This window comes from Brucella ciceri (genome assembly GCF_041930145.1).
In the GTDB taxonomy this organism is placed as follows: domain Bacteria; phylum Pseudomonadota; class Alphaproteobacteria; order Rhizobiales; family Rhizobiaceae; genus Brucella; species Brucella intermedia.
In genome coordinates, this window is sequence record NZ_JBHEEV010000005.1 from 1 (window position 1) to 16920 (window position 16920).

Here is a 16920-nt window from a genome sequence, read left to right on the forward strand (position 1 = left end):
TTGCAGCGCCAGCCTACCAAGCGATCGATCGGTGTTTGAGACAAACCGCCCGGGAACTGGCTATCATCTTCTGACTGTCGGTGTTGAATATGTCCGGCTTTCCATAGCGAGCCAGCGCTTCCTCGACCGCTTCGATACAGAAGTCCGCCTCCATCGTGATCGATAATCGCCACGACAGAACGCGACGGCTGAACCAGTCCACGACGGCGCAGAGATAGACAAATCCGCGAGCCATCGGAACATAGGTCAGGTCCATCGCCCATACCTGATTGGGCCGGGTAACCGCCAGCTTGCGCAGGAGGTAGGGATAGATTTTGTGACCTGGCGCTGGTTTTGACGTGTTCGGGCGACGATAGATCGCCTCGATACCCATCTTCTTCATCAGCGTGGCGACGTGCAGCCGCCCAGTTTCCAGGCCTTCTCCCTTCAAAAGCCCTTGCAACATCCGACTTCCCGCGAACGGATATTCGAGATGCAGCTCGTCGATCCGGCGCATCAGGGCAAGATCGCCATCAGATACTGGACGCGGCGAATAGTAGACGCTGCCACGGCTGAAGCCGAGGAGCCTGGCCTGCCTCACGACCGACAGCTTGTGCTCGCGGTCGATCATTTCTTTCCGCCCAGCAATCCCGCCTTGCCGAGCGCACTGGATATCGTAGCGGGGTCCGTGGCCCCAGTGGGGCCGCGTAAGCCCCAAGCGAAGCATCGTTCTCCAAGGTCAGTTCGCCGATCTTGGCGTGAAGCGTTTTCACATCGATGCTCGGTCCGGCCGGCTCCGCCTTCGCTTCATCGCCGAAAACGCCTGTCGCCCCATCAAGGAGCTGGTCTTTCCACTGCTTGATCTGATTGGCATGCACGTCGAACTGCTGAGATAATTCCACCAGTGTCTGCTCACCTCGGATCGCGGCAAGCGCCACTTTTGCCTTGGAAGCCGGGCTATGGCTCCGGCGCGGTCGTCTCGTCATGGTATCTCCTGTTCCTGGCATCTAAGCCAAACTCAGGCAGAAATTCCACTTATCCGAGCTGTGCAGATTTCCCGAGCCACCTCTCTGCGATGTGAAGGCGACATTGACCAGCGGGATGGCTTGGTAAACGAACAATAAGTGGAGATTAGGCTGGGTTTGCAATCCTGTAGGGAGCGCGCTGACGTTCATTATGGCTGGCGAACCGGCCGCCTGGGTAGGACTCGTGCCACGACAAACTAGGCGCCTCGCTTGCTGCCCCGGGACATGCTCCGCAATGTCCTGATCGTAGCGGTTGCGAACAATTCACTCTGGGCACAATACGCTAAACGATGGCCGGAAATTAATTGATTGCCATTCAAGATTCTTCGCAGCTGTTTTCGGCTAAGTGCGATATGGGCAACTGGCACCTACTGTGAGAGGTGCAGAAAATGCATCAGCAACCGTGGAAACCCACAATTTATTAGTAGAATTTCCTCGTTAGGTTGGTTTATCTTGGCTCCATCAACTTCGTGGGGGCGTCGTTTGCAGAAATCCAATCAATATGATGCATCAGGATCGCTAGCCGGTTATCTTTTTCAATGTCGGCTCGCTCTACTGCTTGCGATCCGTGAGATGAAGATTAAACCTAATTGCCATATCTCGATCGAAAAGTTCGACGATATAGCTTTCCATGAAGAAGATCTCGCGCATTGCGTCGTCCAAGCCAAGCATCATATCGGTCCGAAGGACGTCACGGATAACAGTGTCGATGTCTGGAAAACCCTTCGCATCTGGATTTCACAACTAAAGGCAGGCTCCTTTTCGAATGCCGATACGCGGCGGTTTCTCATTACGACCGCGACAGCGCCTGATGATGGGGGCCTCGCCATGCTACGCGCCGGCTGCGGACCTGCGGAACGTCAGATGGCAAGACAGCGACTGGCAACGGCCGCGCGCACATCAACCAACAAAACATCGGAGGCGGGCCGTAACGACTTTCTAGCCTTAACCGATGAGGAAGCCGATGTGTTGCTCGCCACAATTACCGTGGTGGATGGCGCGCCAGATCTGCACAACGTTCTCGACGAAGTCGAAGGCGAGCTTCGCATCCTGTCGGCCAGTTCCGCCGACAAGGTCGCGCAATCGCTCGAAGGCTGGTGGCTTGGCGCAGTTGCGAAACGCCTCGTTGGCTCCGAGACATCCGATATTCCGGTCCAGCACATAGCAATCAAGGCACAGGAGTTCGCCTCATTTTACGGACCGGTTGGCCTTCCTGTGAGCGATCCCAGCGAGTTCGGCGAGCGGCCCTATTCGATTGAGGACGAAGACGAGACCTACGTCAAGCAGATGCGTCTAATCCAGCTGTCGGAGACGGCGATAAAGCGCGGAATTCAGGACTTCTATCGGTCGAACACTCAGCGATCAAAATGGGCGAGAGAAAACCTGCTCCTTGACGGCGACGTCGCACGATATGAGGCAAAGCTCCAGGATTCCTGGGAGCGCAAATTCGAGGAAGAGTGTGGCGAAGCCCACACGGCCGATGATGCTTCGAAGAACGCGATGGGGCGAAAAGTATTTCACTGGGCAAGCCAGCAGCAGATCGAATTCCGCAATGTGATCGAGACGTGGATCACGGCGGGATCATTCCATGGATTAGCTGACCGGGTGAAGGTCGGATGGCATCCGAATTACATAGATCATCTTTCGGTCGGAGTTGATGATGCCTCGGCTTGATACCTGGGCTCGACGCCCTCCTGAGGAAGCAAACCTCTTCGGCCCCTCGTTTCTCTGTGCGCTTTCGCACGAATTTTTACGCGGCTTCACCAAGGATGGCCGTGATGGAGCGTCGCTTTTCCTGCTGATTATTGCGCTATCGACCGCCTTGCATCGAAGCAGCCGGGAGCGGCTGCCTTATTCGACGGTCACATCACTATATGCGTGGATTCAGGATAACGAGGATCTGCTCATCGGATTCGCGTCGAGAGCGCAGAACCTGACGCCCTATTTGAAAGAGAGCGTGCTCTTCGGGTTCGCGACAAAGACGATTACTGTCGACGATGAGGGAAACCTTCGGGCCGGCGAACGCCGTGCAACTTTTCCAAAGTCGTTCTTGGACGACACCACTGCAGAAACTAAAGAAATCATAGATAGATCAAAGTTCATGGGTAGATGGCTTGCAAAATCCGGATCTGAAACCTCCATCGCAGCGGCGTTGGGAGTACGTCCATGAGTTTCATTATCAAGGCAATTGTCATCTATAGCCACGTCGGCGAACAGCAGATCGTTCCGTTTCGTGAAACCGGTCTGAATATTATCACAGGCAAATCCAAGACCGGCAAATCGGCGATCATTGATATCGTCGACTACTGCCTTGGTCGCGGTAGCTACAATGTCGCCGAAGGAACAATCCGCAAGAAGGTGTCATGGTTCGGTCTGCACATTGCCAAGGGCGAGGACGAGGTATTCATCGCCCGTGACAACCCAGGTCCGGGCGCGGGCACGGGTTCCAAGGTGTTTTTCTGCCGCGGTCAAAACCTCGCCTATCCCTCCCTTGATGAGATAACGAAAAACACCACCGAGGAGAGCCTCAAGGAGTTCGTGACGCGATTTGCGGGGATCCAGGAGAATGAGCACCGACCAACTTCAGGCACCCGACCGCCATTGGAAGCAGATATCGGACACGCGCTTTTCCTTTGCTTCCAGAAGCAGAACACCATCGCCAGCCAGGACCAGCTCTTCCATCGGATGAATGAGCAGTTCCTGCCTCAAGCGATGAAAGACACCCTCCCGTATTTTCTCGGTGCCGTCGATGAAGATCATTTCCGGCTTTTCGCGGAGTTGGACGAACTCCAAAAGAAGTTGCGGCTTCTAGAGGCTCAGCAGGCTAAGCACGTGCAGGCAGTTGATGTCAGCCGGTCGCGATTGACGAGGATTCTGAACGAAGGAAAGAAGGTCGGACTGATCCGACAGGACTATCAGGCTGTGGACGATAGTGTTTTCGCCTTCCTGGCAAGGATCGGGGAGAGCGCTATCGATCAACCCGACCTCACATCCGATTTCGGCGAGACCATTGCGCGCCTCCGTGGGGAGCAGAGCACGCTTCAGGAGCGTCTGGGAGATCTCAATCAGGACATTCGAGCCGCACGAGCCTTTTTCTCCGACCAGACCGAATATTCCCGCGAGGTCAGCGAACAGCGATCCCGCTTGAAGAGCATCGAGCTGTTCAACTCCGACATCGAATCGCCGGACCAATGCCCCTTCTGCGATTCGCATCTGGAGTCCCCTCTTCCACGCGTTACGCAGGTCCGGGACTCGCTGCGGCGGGTCAGCACCCAGCTTGATGGCCTTTATCGCGACAATCCCCATATCCAACGGCATATCGCTGATCTCGAAAGCAAGATTGGCGAAGCCACCGACAATCTGAAGCTGGTTCAAAGGGAACTCCAGCGCGCTGTCCTCGATGATGAGGCCGCCAAAGCCCGTCAGGACCTGATCGTGTCGCGCGGCCGCTTCCTTGGTCGGCTCGCGGAATTTCTTGAAGCGATGGCGCCGGATCGGGACGATCTGGAGCTTGCAGCGGAGATCGAGCAGATCAAAGGCTTGATTGCTGCGGTTCGCTCCCGCATCAACAGCGACGATATAGAATCGCGACTGCAGACGATCCTGAGCTTCATCAGCCAGAAGATGACGGACTATTCCGAGCTGCTTGACCTGGAACATAACGGCAGCTCGCTGCGATTGGACGTCAAGAAGCTCACGGTGGTCGCCAACACTGTTGATGGCCCAATCCCATTGAACCGAATGGGAAGTGGCGAAAACTGGGTGGGCTATCACGTGCTCAGCCACCTTGCGATCCACTGGTGGCTTCGCGAACGGGACCGCCCCGTACCTGGCTTCCTCATTTTCGATCAGCCCACACAAGCCTACTATCCGCCGGATATCTCGGAAGGCGGACTCGAGCAGATTGAAAAGGATGCTGACAGGGCTGCCGTCAAAGCCCTATTCAAGCTGATGGCCCATGCTTGCCAAGAGATCAAGCCGGACTTCCAAGTAATCGTTCTTGATCACGCGCACCTCACTGACGATTGGTTTGAAGACTCTATCGTGAGGGAGTGGCGGGGAGATAGCGCACTCGTGCCATATCATTGGCCTGAAGGATAAACGATGCCCGAAATTCTCGTAAACTTTAGTTTCGATTTGTCCGACGATCATGCTGCGGTTCTCGCTGACACACTGGGCTGCGCCCAAGAAGATGTAGGAGAAATTCTCCAGCTGTATGCGCCGGCAGCCCTAAGAGAATACGTTGAAATGTTCGCTGGCCAGGCCCTTACAGGGGTGGCAGATATGCGCGAGCGTCGTTTGGCGGAAATCCTACGTGCGTTGCCTACCGAAAGCTTCCCAACAGACGAGCACATCGCCCGTCTGTTTAATCTTACGAGTTTGCAAGGCCGAGCGCTTCTGCGGACAACGCTATCCCGACATCGGGCGCGTCTGAAAGAAACAATGGAGGCGGCGGCCCGCCGTTTTATCGCAGCTTGTGAAGGTGAAGACGGCGCTGAGCGAGTCGCACGGTTTCCAAACGCTGTAGTGATCGAAATGCTCAACGCTCAGCTGTCTGCAGCTGTTGCCCCGCGCAGCCCGATTAGGCGTAAGCCGGGGACTTTTGACACATATCTTGTGGCAAATGGTGCCTTCATTGAACTCCAGAATCTTTATCCATGAGCACTTCAAATCATTTGTCTGACGCCATATCCGCGGCAAGCCTCGTACTGGCCGTCCTTACCGCTCTCTACACTCTCTGGCTACCGGATGTAACAGCTGCACTTGATCTAAAGCCCGCTGCCGACCCTGACGATCGAGGACCTCAACGAGCGAAGATTGTGAGTGCTATACTGAGTAAGGCTTTGCCGCTTGCATTCGCGGCCCTAGCTTCAATCGCAATACTGGCACCACGAGGGGCGGCCATCATCATTGAAATATGGCATCATCACGCCGAGTGGGCGTTTGACGACGTCAAAGCAATGTTCGTGCTCACGCTCGCCCTTACGCTGCTGCTAACTATCGCTTCGGTGAAGCAACTCCTTCGGCTTGTCGCTAAGTATGTTAAAATATTTCGTTCGTAATTCGTGCAAAATCATTCAAAAGCGCCTGGGTCAGACACGTGTCAAATCACTCCCCACGCCCGAAACCGCCCCCTGCCGGTCATTTCGCGCAGATTGAGCTCTTCGACAAGGCGAAGTGCGGCACGGGGCGTGATGTCGAGTTCGGTGGCGATCATCCCCGCCGAAACCAGTGGCCTCGCCAGCACCAGCTCGATGAGTCCCGGCAGATTTGACGAGGCCCGCCTGCCCTTCAGCCGCCGTTCCAGCATCTGGCGTGCCAGCAGCAGCCGGTCATGCTCCTTGAAGCCGAGCTCGATACCGGCCAACAGCCCGTCGAGACTGGCGAGTAGCCGGGTATCAAAATTGCGATGACGCCGCCGTTCGACACGGATGGTTTTCAGGCCGGCATTGAAGGCGAGCAGATGCGCCTTCGTGGTCAGACCTTCGCGCCGAAGCAGGGATGCGGCCAGCAAGCGGCCAAGCCACGGCGCCCGCTGCAAAACCGCGAGCTCGTTCCAGGCATCGAGTGCCAGGATGGCCTGCAGCACCGGCGGAAAATCGCTGATCGAACGTAACACCGTCCGCCATTCGTCGAGCCGTTCCTCTTCATCCCAGTCGGGATCGCGGATCAGCGGGTCCGCCTCCCTCCTCGGCAACCACTCTGGCTCCTTCGCCCTGGCCAAAACCGTTTCGGAGCGTGCCAGCACCGCGTCGATGGCGTCGAGATCAACGCCGGGCAGGTCGAGCCCGTCATCCAGACGATTTTTTCTCCCCTCCCCGTTCCGATGCTGCCCATCGACCGTCGCATTCGGCACCACAGCGCTTTCGAACTCCGCGGCGATGCCCCCACCAGGCGATGGTGCAGGCCACGCCTGCCCGCCAACCCGAAGGCTGCGCAAACCGTTCGGGCTCAGCGCCCAATCGGGCGCCTGCGCCACGATGCGTCGCCTTGTCTGCAACACATCGCGGGCAATGGTCAGGGCGTGGCTCGGTGAGCGGATATCGCGGGCTGCTTCATGCAGGACGAGATCTTCCATCTCGACGAGTTCGCCGTCGAGCCACAGCGAGGCGCAGGCATCGGCAAAATGCAACCGTTCGATCAGCCCTGTGCCGACCGGCGAAGAAGCAAGACGCTCATCCAGACGCGCCAGGGCTTCACTGGCACGGGCCAACGATGACAGCAGGGTCTTCAGAGGCAATTGGTCGAGATCGTAACGCATTGAATTTATTGTAAACAATTTTTCAAACGGACACCAGAGAATATTTACTGTCCGGCACTGGCGATGGTGTCGGGATGGGCTAATAACCTCCGATAAGTACCTCTTATCGAAGGTGATGTGTACGAGGCACTTGTACGTGCTGTAAAACAATGGTATCAATGGCGTACGGCCAATTTCGGAGGTCCCGATGCCCCAGACAAGCTACAAGATCAGCGAAGCCCGCAAGAATTTCGCCGAAGTCCTCGATCGCGCCAACCAGGGCGAAGAGATCGTCATCATGCGTGGCAACGAAGTTTACGCCCGCATCGGTCCAGCAGCTGACGGTGGCAAGCGCCCATTTGGCCTGTTGCGCCATCGTCGCCTGCCCGACAACCTGTTCGATACAGTTGATGCAGAGCAGGCGGCGATCGATGCCGGCGACTGGAATGATGATACCGGCGTCTGGCAAGGCAAATCCAACAATAGCGAAAATACGCAATGAAAATCCTGCTCGACAGCCACGCCGTCTACTGGTGGACAATCGGTAGTGATCGCCTGTCCACGAAGGCACGATCGCTGATCGAGGACAAGGCAAATGCTATCCTCGTCAGTGCGGTCACGTTCTACGAACTGGACAACAAGATGCGCCTGAACAAGCTTGATCTCAAGCCCCAGGAACTGCGGGCAGCCGTCACGGAAAGCGGCCTGCAAACACTAGCCATCACCGATCTGCATGCCGAACTTGCAGCAAATTTTGATTGGGAACATCGCGATCCGTGGGACCGGATTCTCGCCGCTCAGGCGCGGCTTGAGCACTGCACTTTCATCTCGACGGATCTGGCCTTCGACGCGATTCTGCATGAGCGCGTCTGGTAAGGGCAGTGGCGGGGAAGGTATTCGTGGACATTGCCGAGGCAGCGGAGCGATTTGAGGAACTGATCGACATCGTTTTGCGCGATGACGAGGTTGTCATCTGTCGAGCTGGCGATCCTATTGCCGCGATCGTGCCAATTTCGCAGAACGGCCAGGGCACATGGGATGAAGTCTGGGCGCTGGCGCTTAAGGGAAGGCCTGCAAACACGCACCAGACTTCGAACCACGATGAACTATATGACGAGAACGGACTGCCGAAATGAGCAGCTCGTCGTCAAGTTCGATTGAAAAACGCACCGAGACTTTAGATACGATAGCGGCTGTTCTGCCGCTGAGCCGCCGCGGCAGGCTCGCCGGGATATTGACGGATGAGGATGTCGAAACGCTGCGTCATCTGGTCAATGAAGGCATGGGCGAAAACACGCTGCGGGCCCTGACGTCGGACCTGGCCTATCTCGAAGCCTGGTCAATGGCCGCAACCGGCAGACCCCTCCCCTTTCCCGCACCGGAAGCCCTGCTCCTGAACTTCGTGGCCCATCATCTGTGGCGGCCGCAGCAGCGCGAAATCGAACCCGAGCACGGCATGCCGTCCACTGTGGAGCAGGTATTGCGCAGCCAAGGCTTTCTGCGTGTGTCCGGACCGCATGCGCCGGCAACCGTGCGCCGGCGTCTGGCCAACTGGTCGACGCTGACCCGCTGGCGCGGCCTGGAAGGGGCGTTTTCGTCACCGGCCGTCAAATCGGCGATCAGGCTTGCGGTCCGCGCCATTAACCGACCACCAAGCCGCAAGAGTGCCAGCGCCATCACTGGTGATATCCTCGGCAAGCTGCTGGCGACCTGTTCCGGCGAGGATCTCACCGCTTTGCGGGATCGGGCCATCCTGATGGTGGCCTTTGCCTCGGGCGGACGAAGGCGCAGTGAAATTGCGGGCTTGCGCGTAGAACAGTTTGTCAAACAGGTGCCTGTCACTGACGACGATGGTTCTCCCCTCCCCTCGCTCGCCATTCATCTCGGCCGGACCAAAACCAGTGGCGCCGATCAGGACGAGATGGTCTATCTGACCGGACGACCCGTCGAAGCCCTCACGCGCTGGCTGGAAGCCGCCAAAATCGACAAGGGCAGCGTGTTTCGCAAAGTGGATCGTTGGGGCAACGTTTCCGCGCGGGCTCTGGAACCGAGCGCGGTCAACCGGATCGTCAAGCAACGCGCGCAAATGGCTGGTCTCGATGCAAGTGAATTCTCCGCGCACGGCCTGCGCTCCGGCTATCTCACCGAAGCAGCCAATCGTGGCATTCCGCTGCCCGAAGCCATGGAACAATCCCGCCATCGCTCCGTCCAGCAGGCCTCCAACTATTACAACAACGCCAAACGGCGCAGCGGGAGGGCGTCGCGGCTATTGTAATGAGAAACTGACCATAATCCATCGCTCAACAGCCTCTCATCTACTTAATAGGAGACGCTTCGCTGTGAGATTATATTGCATAGGCCATGTACTCTGTTGCCAATATACCTTCCCCGCTTGCTGATACCCAGTAATGTGGTTTTCCCTCCAGTTGAATGCCCTCGCGGAACAAGTCCCAACCAGGCGGCCATGTCGCGAGTCCTTTTGAACTGGCGACCCGTTCCCGCTGCAGCCAATAGCCCAGTAGCAGTCAATGCCCCGATGCCGGGAACAGTCATGAGGCGACGGGCGGTATCGTCCGCGTTGGCCGCTGCTTCGATCTGACGGCTCACTTCAGCAATTCTTTGCTCAAGATAGCGAATGTCCTCGAAGAGAGACATAAGCAACTGCCGCATTGGTGCCGACAGGTCGTTGTCCTCATCCTCCAGGACCCTCGGCATGTCCGCCTTGAACTTACCCGCCCCTGATGCATCGCAATGCAGTATTCGAGGCAGAAGGCGCGCATCTGGCATATAACCCTGGTGCGCTGAGCCAGGAGGCGGTCTCGTACCTCGTACTCTATGCAGTGCCTGAACATCGATCTGATCAGACGTACGCACCTCGACAAACCGCATTGTTGGCCGTGTCACGGCCCCGGCTATAGCTTCGGCATCAATGATGTCACTTTTGTTGGATTTGACGAAGGGCTCCACAAATTTTGCAGCAACAATTCGAACTGTGTGGCCAAAGCCTTGGAGCTTCCTCGCCAGCCACGGTGAACCGGGGCATGCCTCTATTCCAACGATTGTCGGCGTAGCTCCTTCGAAGAATTGCAGGACAGTGTCACGCCGGAAAGTCGCCTTTTGTATTGGATGATGACCAGCAGGGTCCAATCCGACGACGTGGAACACGTTCTTGCCAATGTCGACGCAATACGGCTGCTTCTCGGGATTTGTTACGAACGCTCATGACGATCCTCCCTTTTTTGTTCGTCTCCCTTATGTGGGGTGGAAGGACGAGGCGAACCATCCCATTAAGAGCGCTTGTCGACACTATTAAGTCGGATTGGAAAGTCTCGGTACAACGCGCCTGTTCGGTGCTCAAGATTGACCGGTCACTTTATGTCTACAAGTCAAGGCGCGACGAGCAGGCTGAACTGAAGGTCGGGAACAAGAACATCTGTCAGACACGGGTTCGTTACGGGTATCGGCGCGTGCGGGGTGCACCTCACGCGAGAGCATTGGATGGATATGGCTCGATACTCCCTATTATCTAACCCCGAGCGATCCCGTCGGCGAGGAGGCGTTTGCTGTCATTCGTGAAGCAATGAAAGCCGAGAATAGGGTGGGTATATCCCGGCTGGTCCTGTCTCGTCGTGAGCGGGCTGTAATGCTGGAGCCCAGAGGTAAAGGGATAGTTCTCTGGACGCTGCGCTATGGCGATGAAGTACGCGACGAGGATTTATATTTTGCAAGGATCGGCAATGAAAAAGCCGGCTCCGATGCGCTTCCTCTGATTGAGAAATTCATAAAAAAGCAAACACGAGATTGGAGCCCCGACCTGGTTCACGATCCAGTGCAGGAACGCCTCCTCGACATAATCGCAGACAAAAAGAAGTCGCTGAAGAAACCGGTAAAAGCAAAGTCCAAAAAGGCCGAAACGGAACCAGCCACCGGCAATGTCATTAATATCATGGATGCACTGCGGAATTCTCTGAAGAAAGAAACCAGCAAGACGAAATAGGCTTTGGAGCGAGCAAAATGGCCCAGAAGAAAAATCCATGGTCAGATCCCGATCTGGTACGGGAAAAGGACGCAACCGACCCATCACCGGTCGAACCGAGGGACCATCAGGAGAAACCCACGCACGAGCAAACAAACGCGCCGGGCAATCCTAATATACGGGTACCTAAAGAGCCCTACCCTGACCGATCGAAAGATTGATCAAACCAATAATCGCCTTTCGCTGAAACTTTTTGGTGGCTGGCGAGTTGTCACAGATAGAAAAACCCGCCGCAATAAAGAATTGCAAGCCGGTTGCTTCTTTGTCGAAAGGAGATACTCAAAATGAACTCCATTATCTATTTAGTCGGTCTAGTCGTTATCGTGTTGTTCATCCTCTCTTTTCTGGGATTACGCTGATGGTAGATCCAACTATTGTAGAAAACACGAATGATCGCGGCTACGTTGACTGGGCCGCCATCTTCGCTGGCGCCACAGTCGCATCTGGTGTTATGGCTGTCCTCACCACCTTTGCCAGTGGTCTCGGTTTAAGTTCATTCTCCGTCGATGAAGGGGGAGACATAAGCGTAGTTTGGCTCGTGGTCACTGCGCTTTTTATGATCATATCAATGGTCGCTTCCTACATGCTTGGTGGCTACATCACCGGAAGAATGCGGCGACCTGCTGGGACAGCTACACGCGATGAATTGACCGTTCGAGACGGATTAAACGGCCTCGTTGTATGGGGCCTTGGCACAATCATATCGACGCTGTTGCTCGTTAGCGCTATCTCCGGCGGCGCAAAAGCAGTTGGAAGTGCCGCTGAAACCGCTGTGCAGACCGCAGGAACTGTGGCTGGTGCAACTGCGCAAGGTGCTGGTCAATTAGCTGGTGGACTTGCTTCAGGCGCCGGGCAAGCGGTGTCCGGGTTAGCCCAGGGCGCAGGTCAAGCGGCTGCTCCATCCGTTGAACAAATGTTGCCAGAGGGTTTGAAAACAAACCCGTTGGATTACCTCACGGATAGTCTCCTGCGCACGGATGGCCAGGGTAGCTCGGTGGTTGGCCAGGAAGCCCAGAATATGGCGGATTTCCAACGTCAAGTCAGTGGTATCCTCGGAAATCTCCTAAGCACGGGTGAAATCTCCGACGCGGATCGTACATGGCTCACTAACCAGGTTGCTAGTCGAACTGGCCTTAGTCAAACCGACGCACAGGCGCGTGTAAACCAGTCCGTAGAGCGTGTGCAGGCACTGCGCACCGAAGCTCAGGCCAGAGTGGAAGAAGCGAAAAAGGCGATTGCTGACGTTCAGGCCCAGGCTGCAAAAACCGCGGAAGAAGTCAAAGCAAAGGCAGCCGACGCAGCTGAGAAGGCCAGAATAACTGGTATTCTGACGGCGTTCCTCCTTGCGGCATCTGCGCTCGTTGCAGCCGTGGCCGCGTACATCGGTGCGGTCCATGGCGGTCGTCATCGTGACGAAGGCCGCATCTGGGGTGGTTTAGCCTATCGCAGGTAAGAGCGACATTACGCAAGAAGGGCTTCGGAAGAATCCGGAGCCCCATTTTTAGATCAGTCGGCTTAAGATCCAACAGGTGCTCGCGCTGCAAATCGCAGCGAAATCCGTAAGTTCGCTAGCTATAACGGTTAAGTCCATCCACCGCCCAACTTCGCGGAGTTTCAACCGTCTTTAACGTCACAGGTTATGAAAGAAGTCAAAAAATACCATTTAAAGCACGGCGCGCAATCGGCGTGATACCGGGGACCTTGCAGTCTGCCTAAGCAATCGCCCAAACTTTGGAATTGCGCCTGGCAACGGACTTTTCAGATGAGAGTGCGGATCAGTTTTTGGACCTACTTCTGAGGTTAGATCAGGCCGAACAGGGGCGCGACCGACGACGCTGTCCTGATCGACGCGGACAATCTTCTGAAGTAGTTCTCACGGTAGATATCCATTGCTTTGGATTTGGCCAGAGCCTTCACCTCGACTTTCGATACCTTTCGCCCCTCCAGGCGGACAGCGTAGAGAGCGTGATGCCCATATTCGTCGCGCCGCCGGCTCTTTCGGACGGTCGACGTATCCGTCCTCTTCCGAGGAGACAGGCGGCATCGCTTTAGCAAAGGTTCCCTTGGCCATTGTATTCTCCTTATTTTGTCTGTTGGATTGCGTGCCTGAAACTCGATGATGGAGTGAGGACACGAACGGTTTTTCTTGAGGAAACGTCTAGCGGTGGGTTGCTCGACCAACGAGCAAGCGTCATTATCGCCATACGTCCCCTCAAGACAAAGGTAATTCAGTAAATGCTCGTAAGATGGTCAGGCTTCGGAATGGTATCGGTATTTGTGCTGATTGCAGGGATGCTTGGAGCGACTTTCCTACTGCGGCCGTATTTCATGCAGAGCATGGCGCTTCATCCAGCCGCTTACGTCGCCAACGGTATCGGTCTGATCGTCGGTGCCGCTGCAAACCTTTTTGTGGCCGCAGCTTTCAAGAAAATTTCAGCGGACACTTATCACAGCTTCATGGGTATTAGCATGGTTGGGTGGTCGGTGATTGGTGCCGTTGGTGGGGCAGCTCTCGCGGTTTACGGCTGGACGCTTTAAGCGATTTGGCAGCTGGTTGCATATTCCCTGGATTGTGACATGATGAAAACGCGCTGTTGAAGCCCCCGCTTTTCCGGCGCAACCTCGGCAGCCCCCGCGCCGAGGTTTTTTGTGGCAAATTGAACACCACGCTGAAGGCGGAGCAGTCTTGCTAGGAAGCAATTTGGGTTATGCGATGCAGCGCCGATCTGCGCTTACATATTGGATTGGATGACGCCGATATTCGGAGCCGCACGGTGCTATCCTTTTGTCAGGCGATGTGGCACCTTGGAGCGAGATTTCCAGTCAACTCGCACCCACACCGTATCACTCGTGCCGCATCCCGGTTCTGGTGGCTGCGATTGGAATTTCGAGCAGCGAAGCAAGTGATGCGCCATCGTTGAACACTGAAGTGTCTCGGCAGCCTTTAGTAGGATGTTCGCCGCGACACACGCGCAAGCAAGTATTCCCGCTAAGAAGTTATGAGGCCAGGAGACAAATTGTCAGGAAACCTCACCAAGCGAGCATCCGGTAGACCACCATCAGCTGGCTCTGACACCACTGTCCCGTCACCAGTTCTGATTACTTGGATGAAGTGCAACCTACATAGTCATTATGCCAGCACCACTACGCGGACGCTCCGGCTGACAAACAACATTGGGTTTCGCAGTTGGCATTGGCTAGCACAATTTCAGCGAGCTTCCAGCATCTTCGAAGCGTTCAATCCGGAATATGGTCGAATTCCGGCGGAATTAACAATATCAAGCCAGCACCGATGAATAGAGTTCCGGTGCGACTAACAGGAAGTTCGCCAAAATCATCAGGACGTTCTCCCACGGTTTTGTTCTCACCAATAAAAAGCCGGAAAGCGCAGCGCCAACTCTAGCAATCCTCACCGGTAAATATCGTAATCAGCTTCCATTGGTTGGGAACCTCGGCTTCTCGCATAGCCATGCCCTGCATGGGTTGCGGTCGCGATGATACCGGGAGAAAGGCAGTCCCCAATGCGTTCGACGGTTTCCAAACCATGATCCATCCATTGATGTTTCAAGGCTACCAGATCATGCCAGAGTTGATCGTTTGGCAGGCGTGAGGTGACCGGAACCAGCGTCGCACAGTCGATCGTCCGTATTTTTCCGGAATAGGAGCAGGCGATATTGAGCGTATCGTTCGTCCGTCCTGCAAGCTGATGCAGCGGGATAATCTCAACGCCTTTTTCAATCAGGCGACGCTGCACGCGAATCTGTTCGAGCGTGTGTTCTGTCCATGGCGCGACAATCGAGGCAGGAGTGATGAAAGTCACGGATCGCCCTGATGAAGCGATAAGCTCGGCAAGAACGCTCGCCATATAATAACGATCGTCATCGAAGACGACGACCGGACCATCGTTCGCAAGCGCAGCCACGCCGTTTTCGAGCAGTGCATTGACGCCGACTGTCGTCCCCTCTGCGAGATAATCGAGCGGGTCACGATGAACCCGCCCCACACCATCGTTACGCCAGCGCGCCCCTGTGGCGATTGCTATGTGCGGGATGCCAAAGGAAAGAACATCTTCCGCGCTAAGCCGGCTATCAAGATAAAGTTGCGCGTTGGATGCCTGCCGCAATTGGCCAAGGCGCCAATCCCGCACACGGCCCCAGGCAGCAAGCCCGGGAAGGCGGCATTCCTGCGTAACGCGACCACCCCACTCTTGTGTAGCCTCAGCCAGCGCCACCTCCGCGCCGCGCTGCGCCATGGCGCGCGCCGCTTCCAACCCGGTGGGGCCGCCGCCAATAATGAGCACCGATTGCTGCTTCTGCAGGGGCGGAATGATTTCCGGATGCCAGCCCTTGCGCCATTCTTCGCCTATCGTCGGATTTTGCGTGCAGCGCATCGGGGCAACCGTATTATCGCTTGCCGTGCAGATGTTGCAGCCGATGCATTCGCGGATATCGTCGATACGGCCATCGCGAATTTTCGCTGGCAGGAAGGGATCGGCAATCGATGGCCGCGCTGCGCCGATCAGATCGAAAATGCCCTTCTTGATTGCACGCACCATCGCGTCGGGGGAAGTGTAACGCCCTACCCCGACGACGGGTTTCGAGGTGAGAGGTTTTACGAAGGAAACAAACTCCTCCTGAAAGCCTTCCTGCGAGAACCGGGAGGTCTGACTGTCGTTCGACCAATTTGAAAGGTTAACGTCCCACAGGTCGGGTTCGTCGGCCAGCGCTGTTATAACATCGCGTCCTTCACCGTCATGGGTCAGATCTTCCGCGCCCAAAAACTCCTCTACGGCAAATCGCACCGCAATGGCGCATTTATCGCCTACTGCGTCGCGCGTATCGGCAATCACCTCGCGAAACAGACGCAGGCGGTTTTCAAAGCTGCCGCCATATTCATCCGTGCGCTTGTTATAACGGTTAAGCAGGAAGTGCTGCAGAAGCGTCATGTCGTGACCGGCATAGATATAGATGATGTCAAAGCCCGCACGCTTGGCGCGCAAGGCCGCATCGCGATGCCATTTGCGGAATTGGGCTATGTCGCTTTTATCCATGGCGCGCGCCTGAACCGGATCTTCCACATCGACCATAATGTCGGACGGTCCGATCGGTGAAAGTCGCGTCAGTCGGTTGGCGATGTGGATGCCGTTGTGCACGAGTTGAATGGCTGCGAGGCTTCCCTGCTCATGCACAGCCTCCGTGAGCTGGATGAGACGAGGAATGTCCTTGTCGTCCCACAGCCTGCCCTGATTGGACGGCGTTATGTCGGAAGTGGGATGGATTTCGGTTTCCTGTGTGGCAATGACACCCCAACCGCCTTCCGCCTTCATACGCCGCATATGTCGATCAGCGTCGGGATAGCGATGACCCATGCCGCTGCAATGCGGCACCTGATAAAAACGGTTAGGCGCGGTGACCGGACCGATCTTGATGGGTTCGAAGAGTATGTCGTAACGCGGGTCGCGCATGGGCATAATTCCATTGTTCCGGAAAGCGCAGCTTCGCTTTGCCGGTTAATCACTATTGGTTTGTGTTTCACGCAAAGTCTTCAGCCTCCGCTCGACACACTTTGGAGCCTAAAAACGCTCTGCAAGCGGGGGCCAAAGAGATATCCCTGCCGCCCTGTTGAAACTCTCCCTGAGC

Annotated in this window: 14 protein-coding genes and 2 pseudogenes; 12 read left to right on the top strand and 4 right to left on the bottom strand. The window is 55.9% G+C overall.

The genetic code is table 11. From position 1 onward, the window contains the following. Nucleotides 1-55 precede the first annotated feature (55 nt). Nucleotides 56-965 (bottom strand): annotated as a pseudogene (locus JNC63_RS11035) (IS3 family transposase); the annotation flags it as partial. Between the two features lie 348 nt (nt 966-1313). On the opposite strand from JNC63_RS11035, the gene JNC63_RS11040 reads away from it, so the two are divergent. Genes JNC63_RS11040 through JNC63_RS11060 form a run of 5 tightly spaced genes read left to right on the top strand, consistent with a single transcriptional unit; the run spans nt 1314 to nt 6067 of the window. Then, nucleotides 1314-2678, top strand: a complete 1365-nt coding sequence (locus tag JNC63_RS11040; protein WP_374846333.1) for an ABC-three component system protein — start codon at nt 1314-1316, stop codon at nt 2676-2678. Further along, entirely contained in the window at nt 2665-3174 is a 510-nt protein-coding gene (locus tag JNC63_RS11045; protein WP_075041736.1) for a three component ABC system middle component, read from the top strand. Before JNC63_RS11040 ends, JNC63_RS11045 begins: the two co-directional genes overlap by 14 nt. After that, complete coding sequence (locus JNC63_RS11050) at nt 3171-5105, top strand: DUF3732 domain-containing protein (RefSeq protein ID WP_075041737.1); 1935 nt, start codon at nt 3171-3173, stop codon at nt 5103-5105. Before JNC63_RS11045 ends, JNC63_RS11050 begins: the two co-directional genes overlap by 4 nt. A 3-nt stretch (nt 5106-5108) precedes the next feature. Continuing rightward, nucleotides 5109-5666, top strand: coding sequence for a hypothetical protein (locus tag JNC63_RS11055; protein ID WP_075041738.1), 558 nt, complete (start codon nt 5109-5111; stop codon nt 5664-5666). After that, nucleotides 5663-6067 carry a hypothetical protein gene (locus JNC63_RS11060; RefSeq protein ID WP_075041739.1) on the top strand — a complete coding sequence of 135 codons (405 nt, stop codon included), beginning with the start codon at nt 5663-5665 and terminating at the stop codon, nt 6065-6067. Before JNC63_RS11055 ends, JNC63_RS11060 begins: the two co-directional genes overlap by 4 nt. A gap of 41 nt (nt 6068-6108) precedes the next feature. On the opposite strand, the gene JNC63_RS11065 is transcribed toward JNC63_RS11060, so the two are convergent. Then, the gene (locus tag JNC63_RS11065; RefSeq protein WP_075041759.1) at nt 6109-7275 is read right to left on the bottom strand and encodes an RHE_PE00001 family protein; all 1167 of its coding nucleotides are present in this window, start codon (nt 7273-7275) and stop codon (nt 6109-6111) included. Between the two features lie 178 nt (nt 7276-7453). Here JNC63_RS11065 and JNC63_RS11070 point away from each other — a divergent pair, with 178 nt between their 5' ends. From JNC63_RS11070 to JNC63_RS11085, 4 genes are read left to right on the top strand one after another with little or no spacing between them, the layout of a single operon-like run. Continuing rightward, nucleotides 7454-7747: a type II toxin-antitoxin system Phd/YefM family antitoxin gene (locus tag JNC63_RS11070; protein WP_006469786.1), complete on the top strand. Its 294-nt coding sequence runs from the start codon at nt 7454-7456 to the stop codon at nt 7745-7747. Further along, on the top strand, nt 7744-8121 hold the full coding sequence (locus JNC63_RS11075) for a type II toxin-antitoxin system VapC family toxin (protein WP_006469785.1): 378 nt from the start codon (nt 7744-7746) through the stop codon (nt 8119-8121). The genes JNC63_RS11070 and JNC63_RS11075 overlap by 4 nt, the downstream gene beginning before the upstream one ends. A 23-nt stretch (nt 8122-8144) precedes the next feature. After that, nucleotides 8145-8381: a type II toxin-antitoxin system Phd/YefM family antitoxin gene (locus tag JNC63_RS11080; protein ID WP_006472886.1), complete on the top strand. Its 237-nt coding sequence runs from the start codon at nt 8145-8147 to the stop codon at nt 8379-8381. Continuing rightward, on the top strand, nt 8378-9520 hold the full coding sequence (locus JNC63_RS11085; RefSeq protein WP_006469783.1) for a site-specific integrase: 1143 nt from the start codon (nt 8378-8380) through the stop codon (nt 9518-9520). The genes JNC63_RS11080 and JNC63_RS11085 overlap by 4 nt, the downstream gene beginning before the upstream one ends. Before the next feature lie 44 nt (nt 9521-9564). Here JNC63_RS11085 and JNC63_RS11090 read toward each other — a convergent pair whose 3' ends face one another. Then, complete coding sequence (locus JNC63_RS11090; RefSeq protein WP_006469782.1) at nt 9565-10410, bottom strand: IS110 family RNA-guided transposase; 846 nt, start codon at nt 10408-10410, stop codon at nt 9565-9567. Nucleotides 10411-10723: 313 nt separating this feature from the next. On the opposite strand from JNC63_RS11090, the pseudogene ku reads away from it, so the two are divergent. The 3 genes and pseudogenes from ku to JNC63_RS11105 all read left to right on the top strand — a co-directional run. Then, a pseudogene (ku, locus tag JNC63_RS11095) lies at nt 10724-11242 on the top strand (non-homologous end joining protein Ku); the annotation flags it as partial. A gap of 397 nt (nt 11243-11639) precedes the next feature. Then, nucleotides 11640-12734, top strand: coding sequence for a hypothetical protein (locus JNC63_RS11100; RefSeq protein WP_006472883.1), 1095 nt, complete (start codon nt 11640-11642; stop codon nt 12732-12734). Between the two features lie 809 nt (nt 12735-13543). Beyond that, nucleotides 13544-13819 carry a hypothetical protein gene (locus JNC63_RS11105; RefSeq protein ID WP_006472882.1) on the top strand — a complete coding sequence of 92 codons (276 nt, stop codon included), beginning with the start codon at nt 13544-13546 and terminating at the stop codon, nt 13817-13819. Between the two features lie 871 nt (nt 13820-14690). Here JNC63_RS11105 and JNC63_RS11110 read toward each other — a convergent pair. After that, on the bottom strand, nt 14691-16751 hold the full coding sequence (locus JNC63_RS11110) for an oxidoreductase (RefSeq protein WP_075041741.1): 2061 nt from the start codon (nt 16749-16751) through the stop codon (nt 14691-14693). Nucleotides 16752-16920 lie beyond the last annotated feature (169 nt).

Coding starts and splice junctions, on each gene's coding strand:
- JNC63_RS11110 (WP_075041741.1), bottom strand. CDS start 16,751: ATGCCCATGCGCGACCCGCGTTACGACATACTCTTCGAACCCATCAAG.
- JNC63_RS11075 (WP_006469785.1), top strand. CDS start 7,744: ATGAAAATCCTGCTCGACAGCCACGCCGTCTACTGGTGGACAATCGGT.
- JNC63_RS11070 (WP_006469786.1), top strand. CDS start 7,454: ATGCCCCAGACAAGCTACAAGATCAGCGAAGCCCGCAAGAATTTCGCC.
- JNC63_RS11105 (WP_006472882.1), top strand. CDS start 13,544: ATGGTATCGGTATTTGTGCTGATTGCAGGGATGCTTGGAGCGACTTTC.
- JNC63_RS11085 (WP_006469783.1), top strand. CDS start 8,378: ATGAGCAGCTCGTCGTCAAGTTCGATTGAAAAACGCACCGAGACTTTA.
- JNC63_RS11055 (WP_075041738.1), top strand. CDS start 5,109: ATGCCCGAAATTCTCGTAAACTTTAGTTTCGATTTGTCCGACGATCAT.
- JNC63_RS11045 (WP_075041736.1), top strand. CDS start 2,665: ATGCCTCGGCTTGATACCTGGGCTCGACGCCCTCCTGAGGAAGCAAAC.
- JNC63_RS11050 (WP_075041737.1), top strand. CDS start 3,171: ATGAGTTTCATTATCAAGGCAATTGTCATCTATAGCCACGTCGGCGAA.
- JNC63_RS11100 (WP_006472883.1), top strand. CDS start 11,640: ATGGTAGATCCAACTATTGTAGAAAACACGAATGATCGCGGCTACGTT.
- JNC63_RS11060 (WP_075041739.1), top strand. CDS start 5,663: ATGAGCACTTCAAATCATTTGTCTGACGCCATATCCGCGGCAAGCCTC.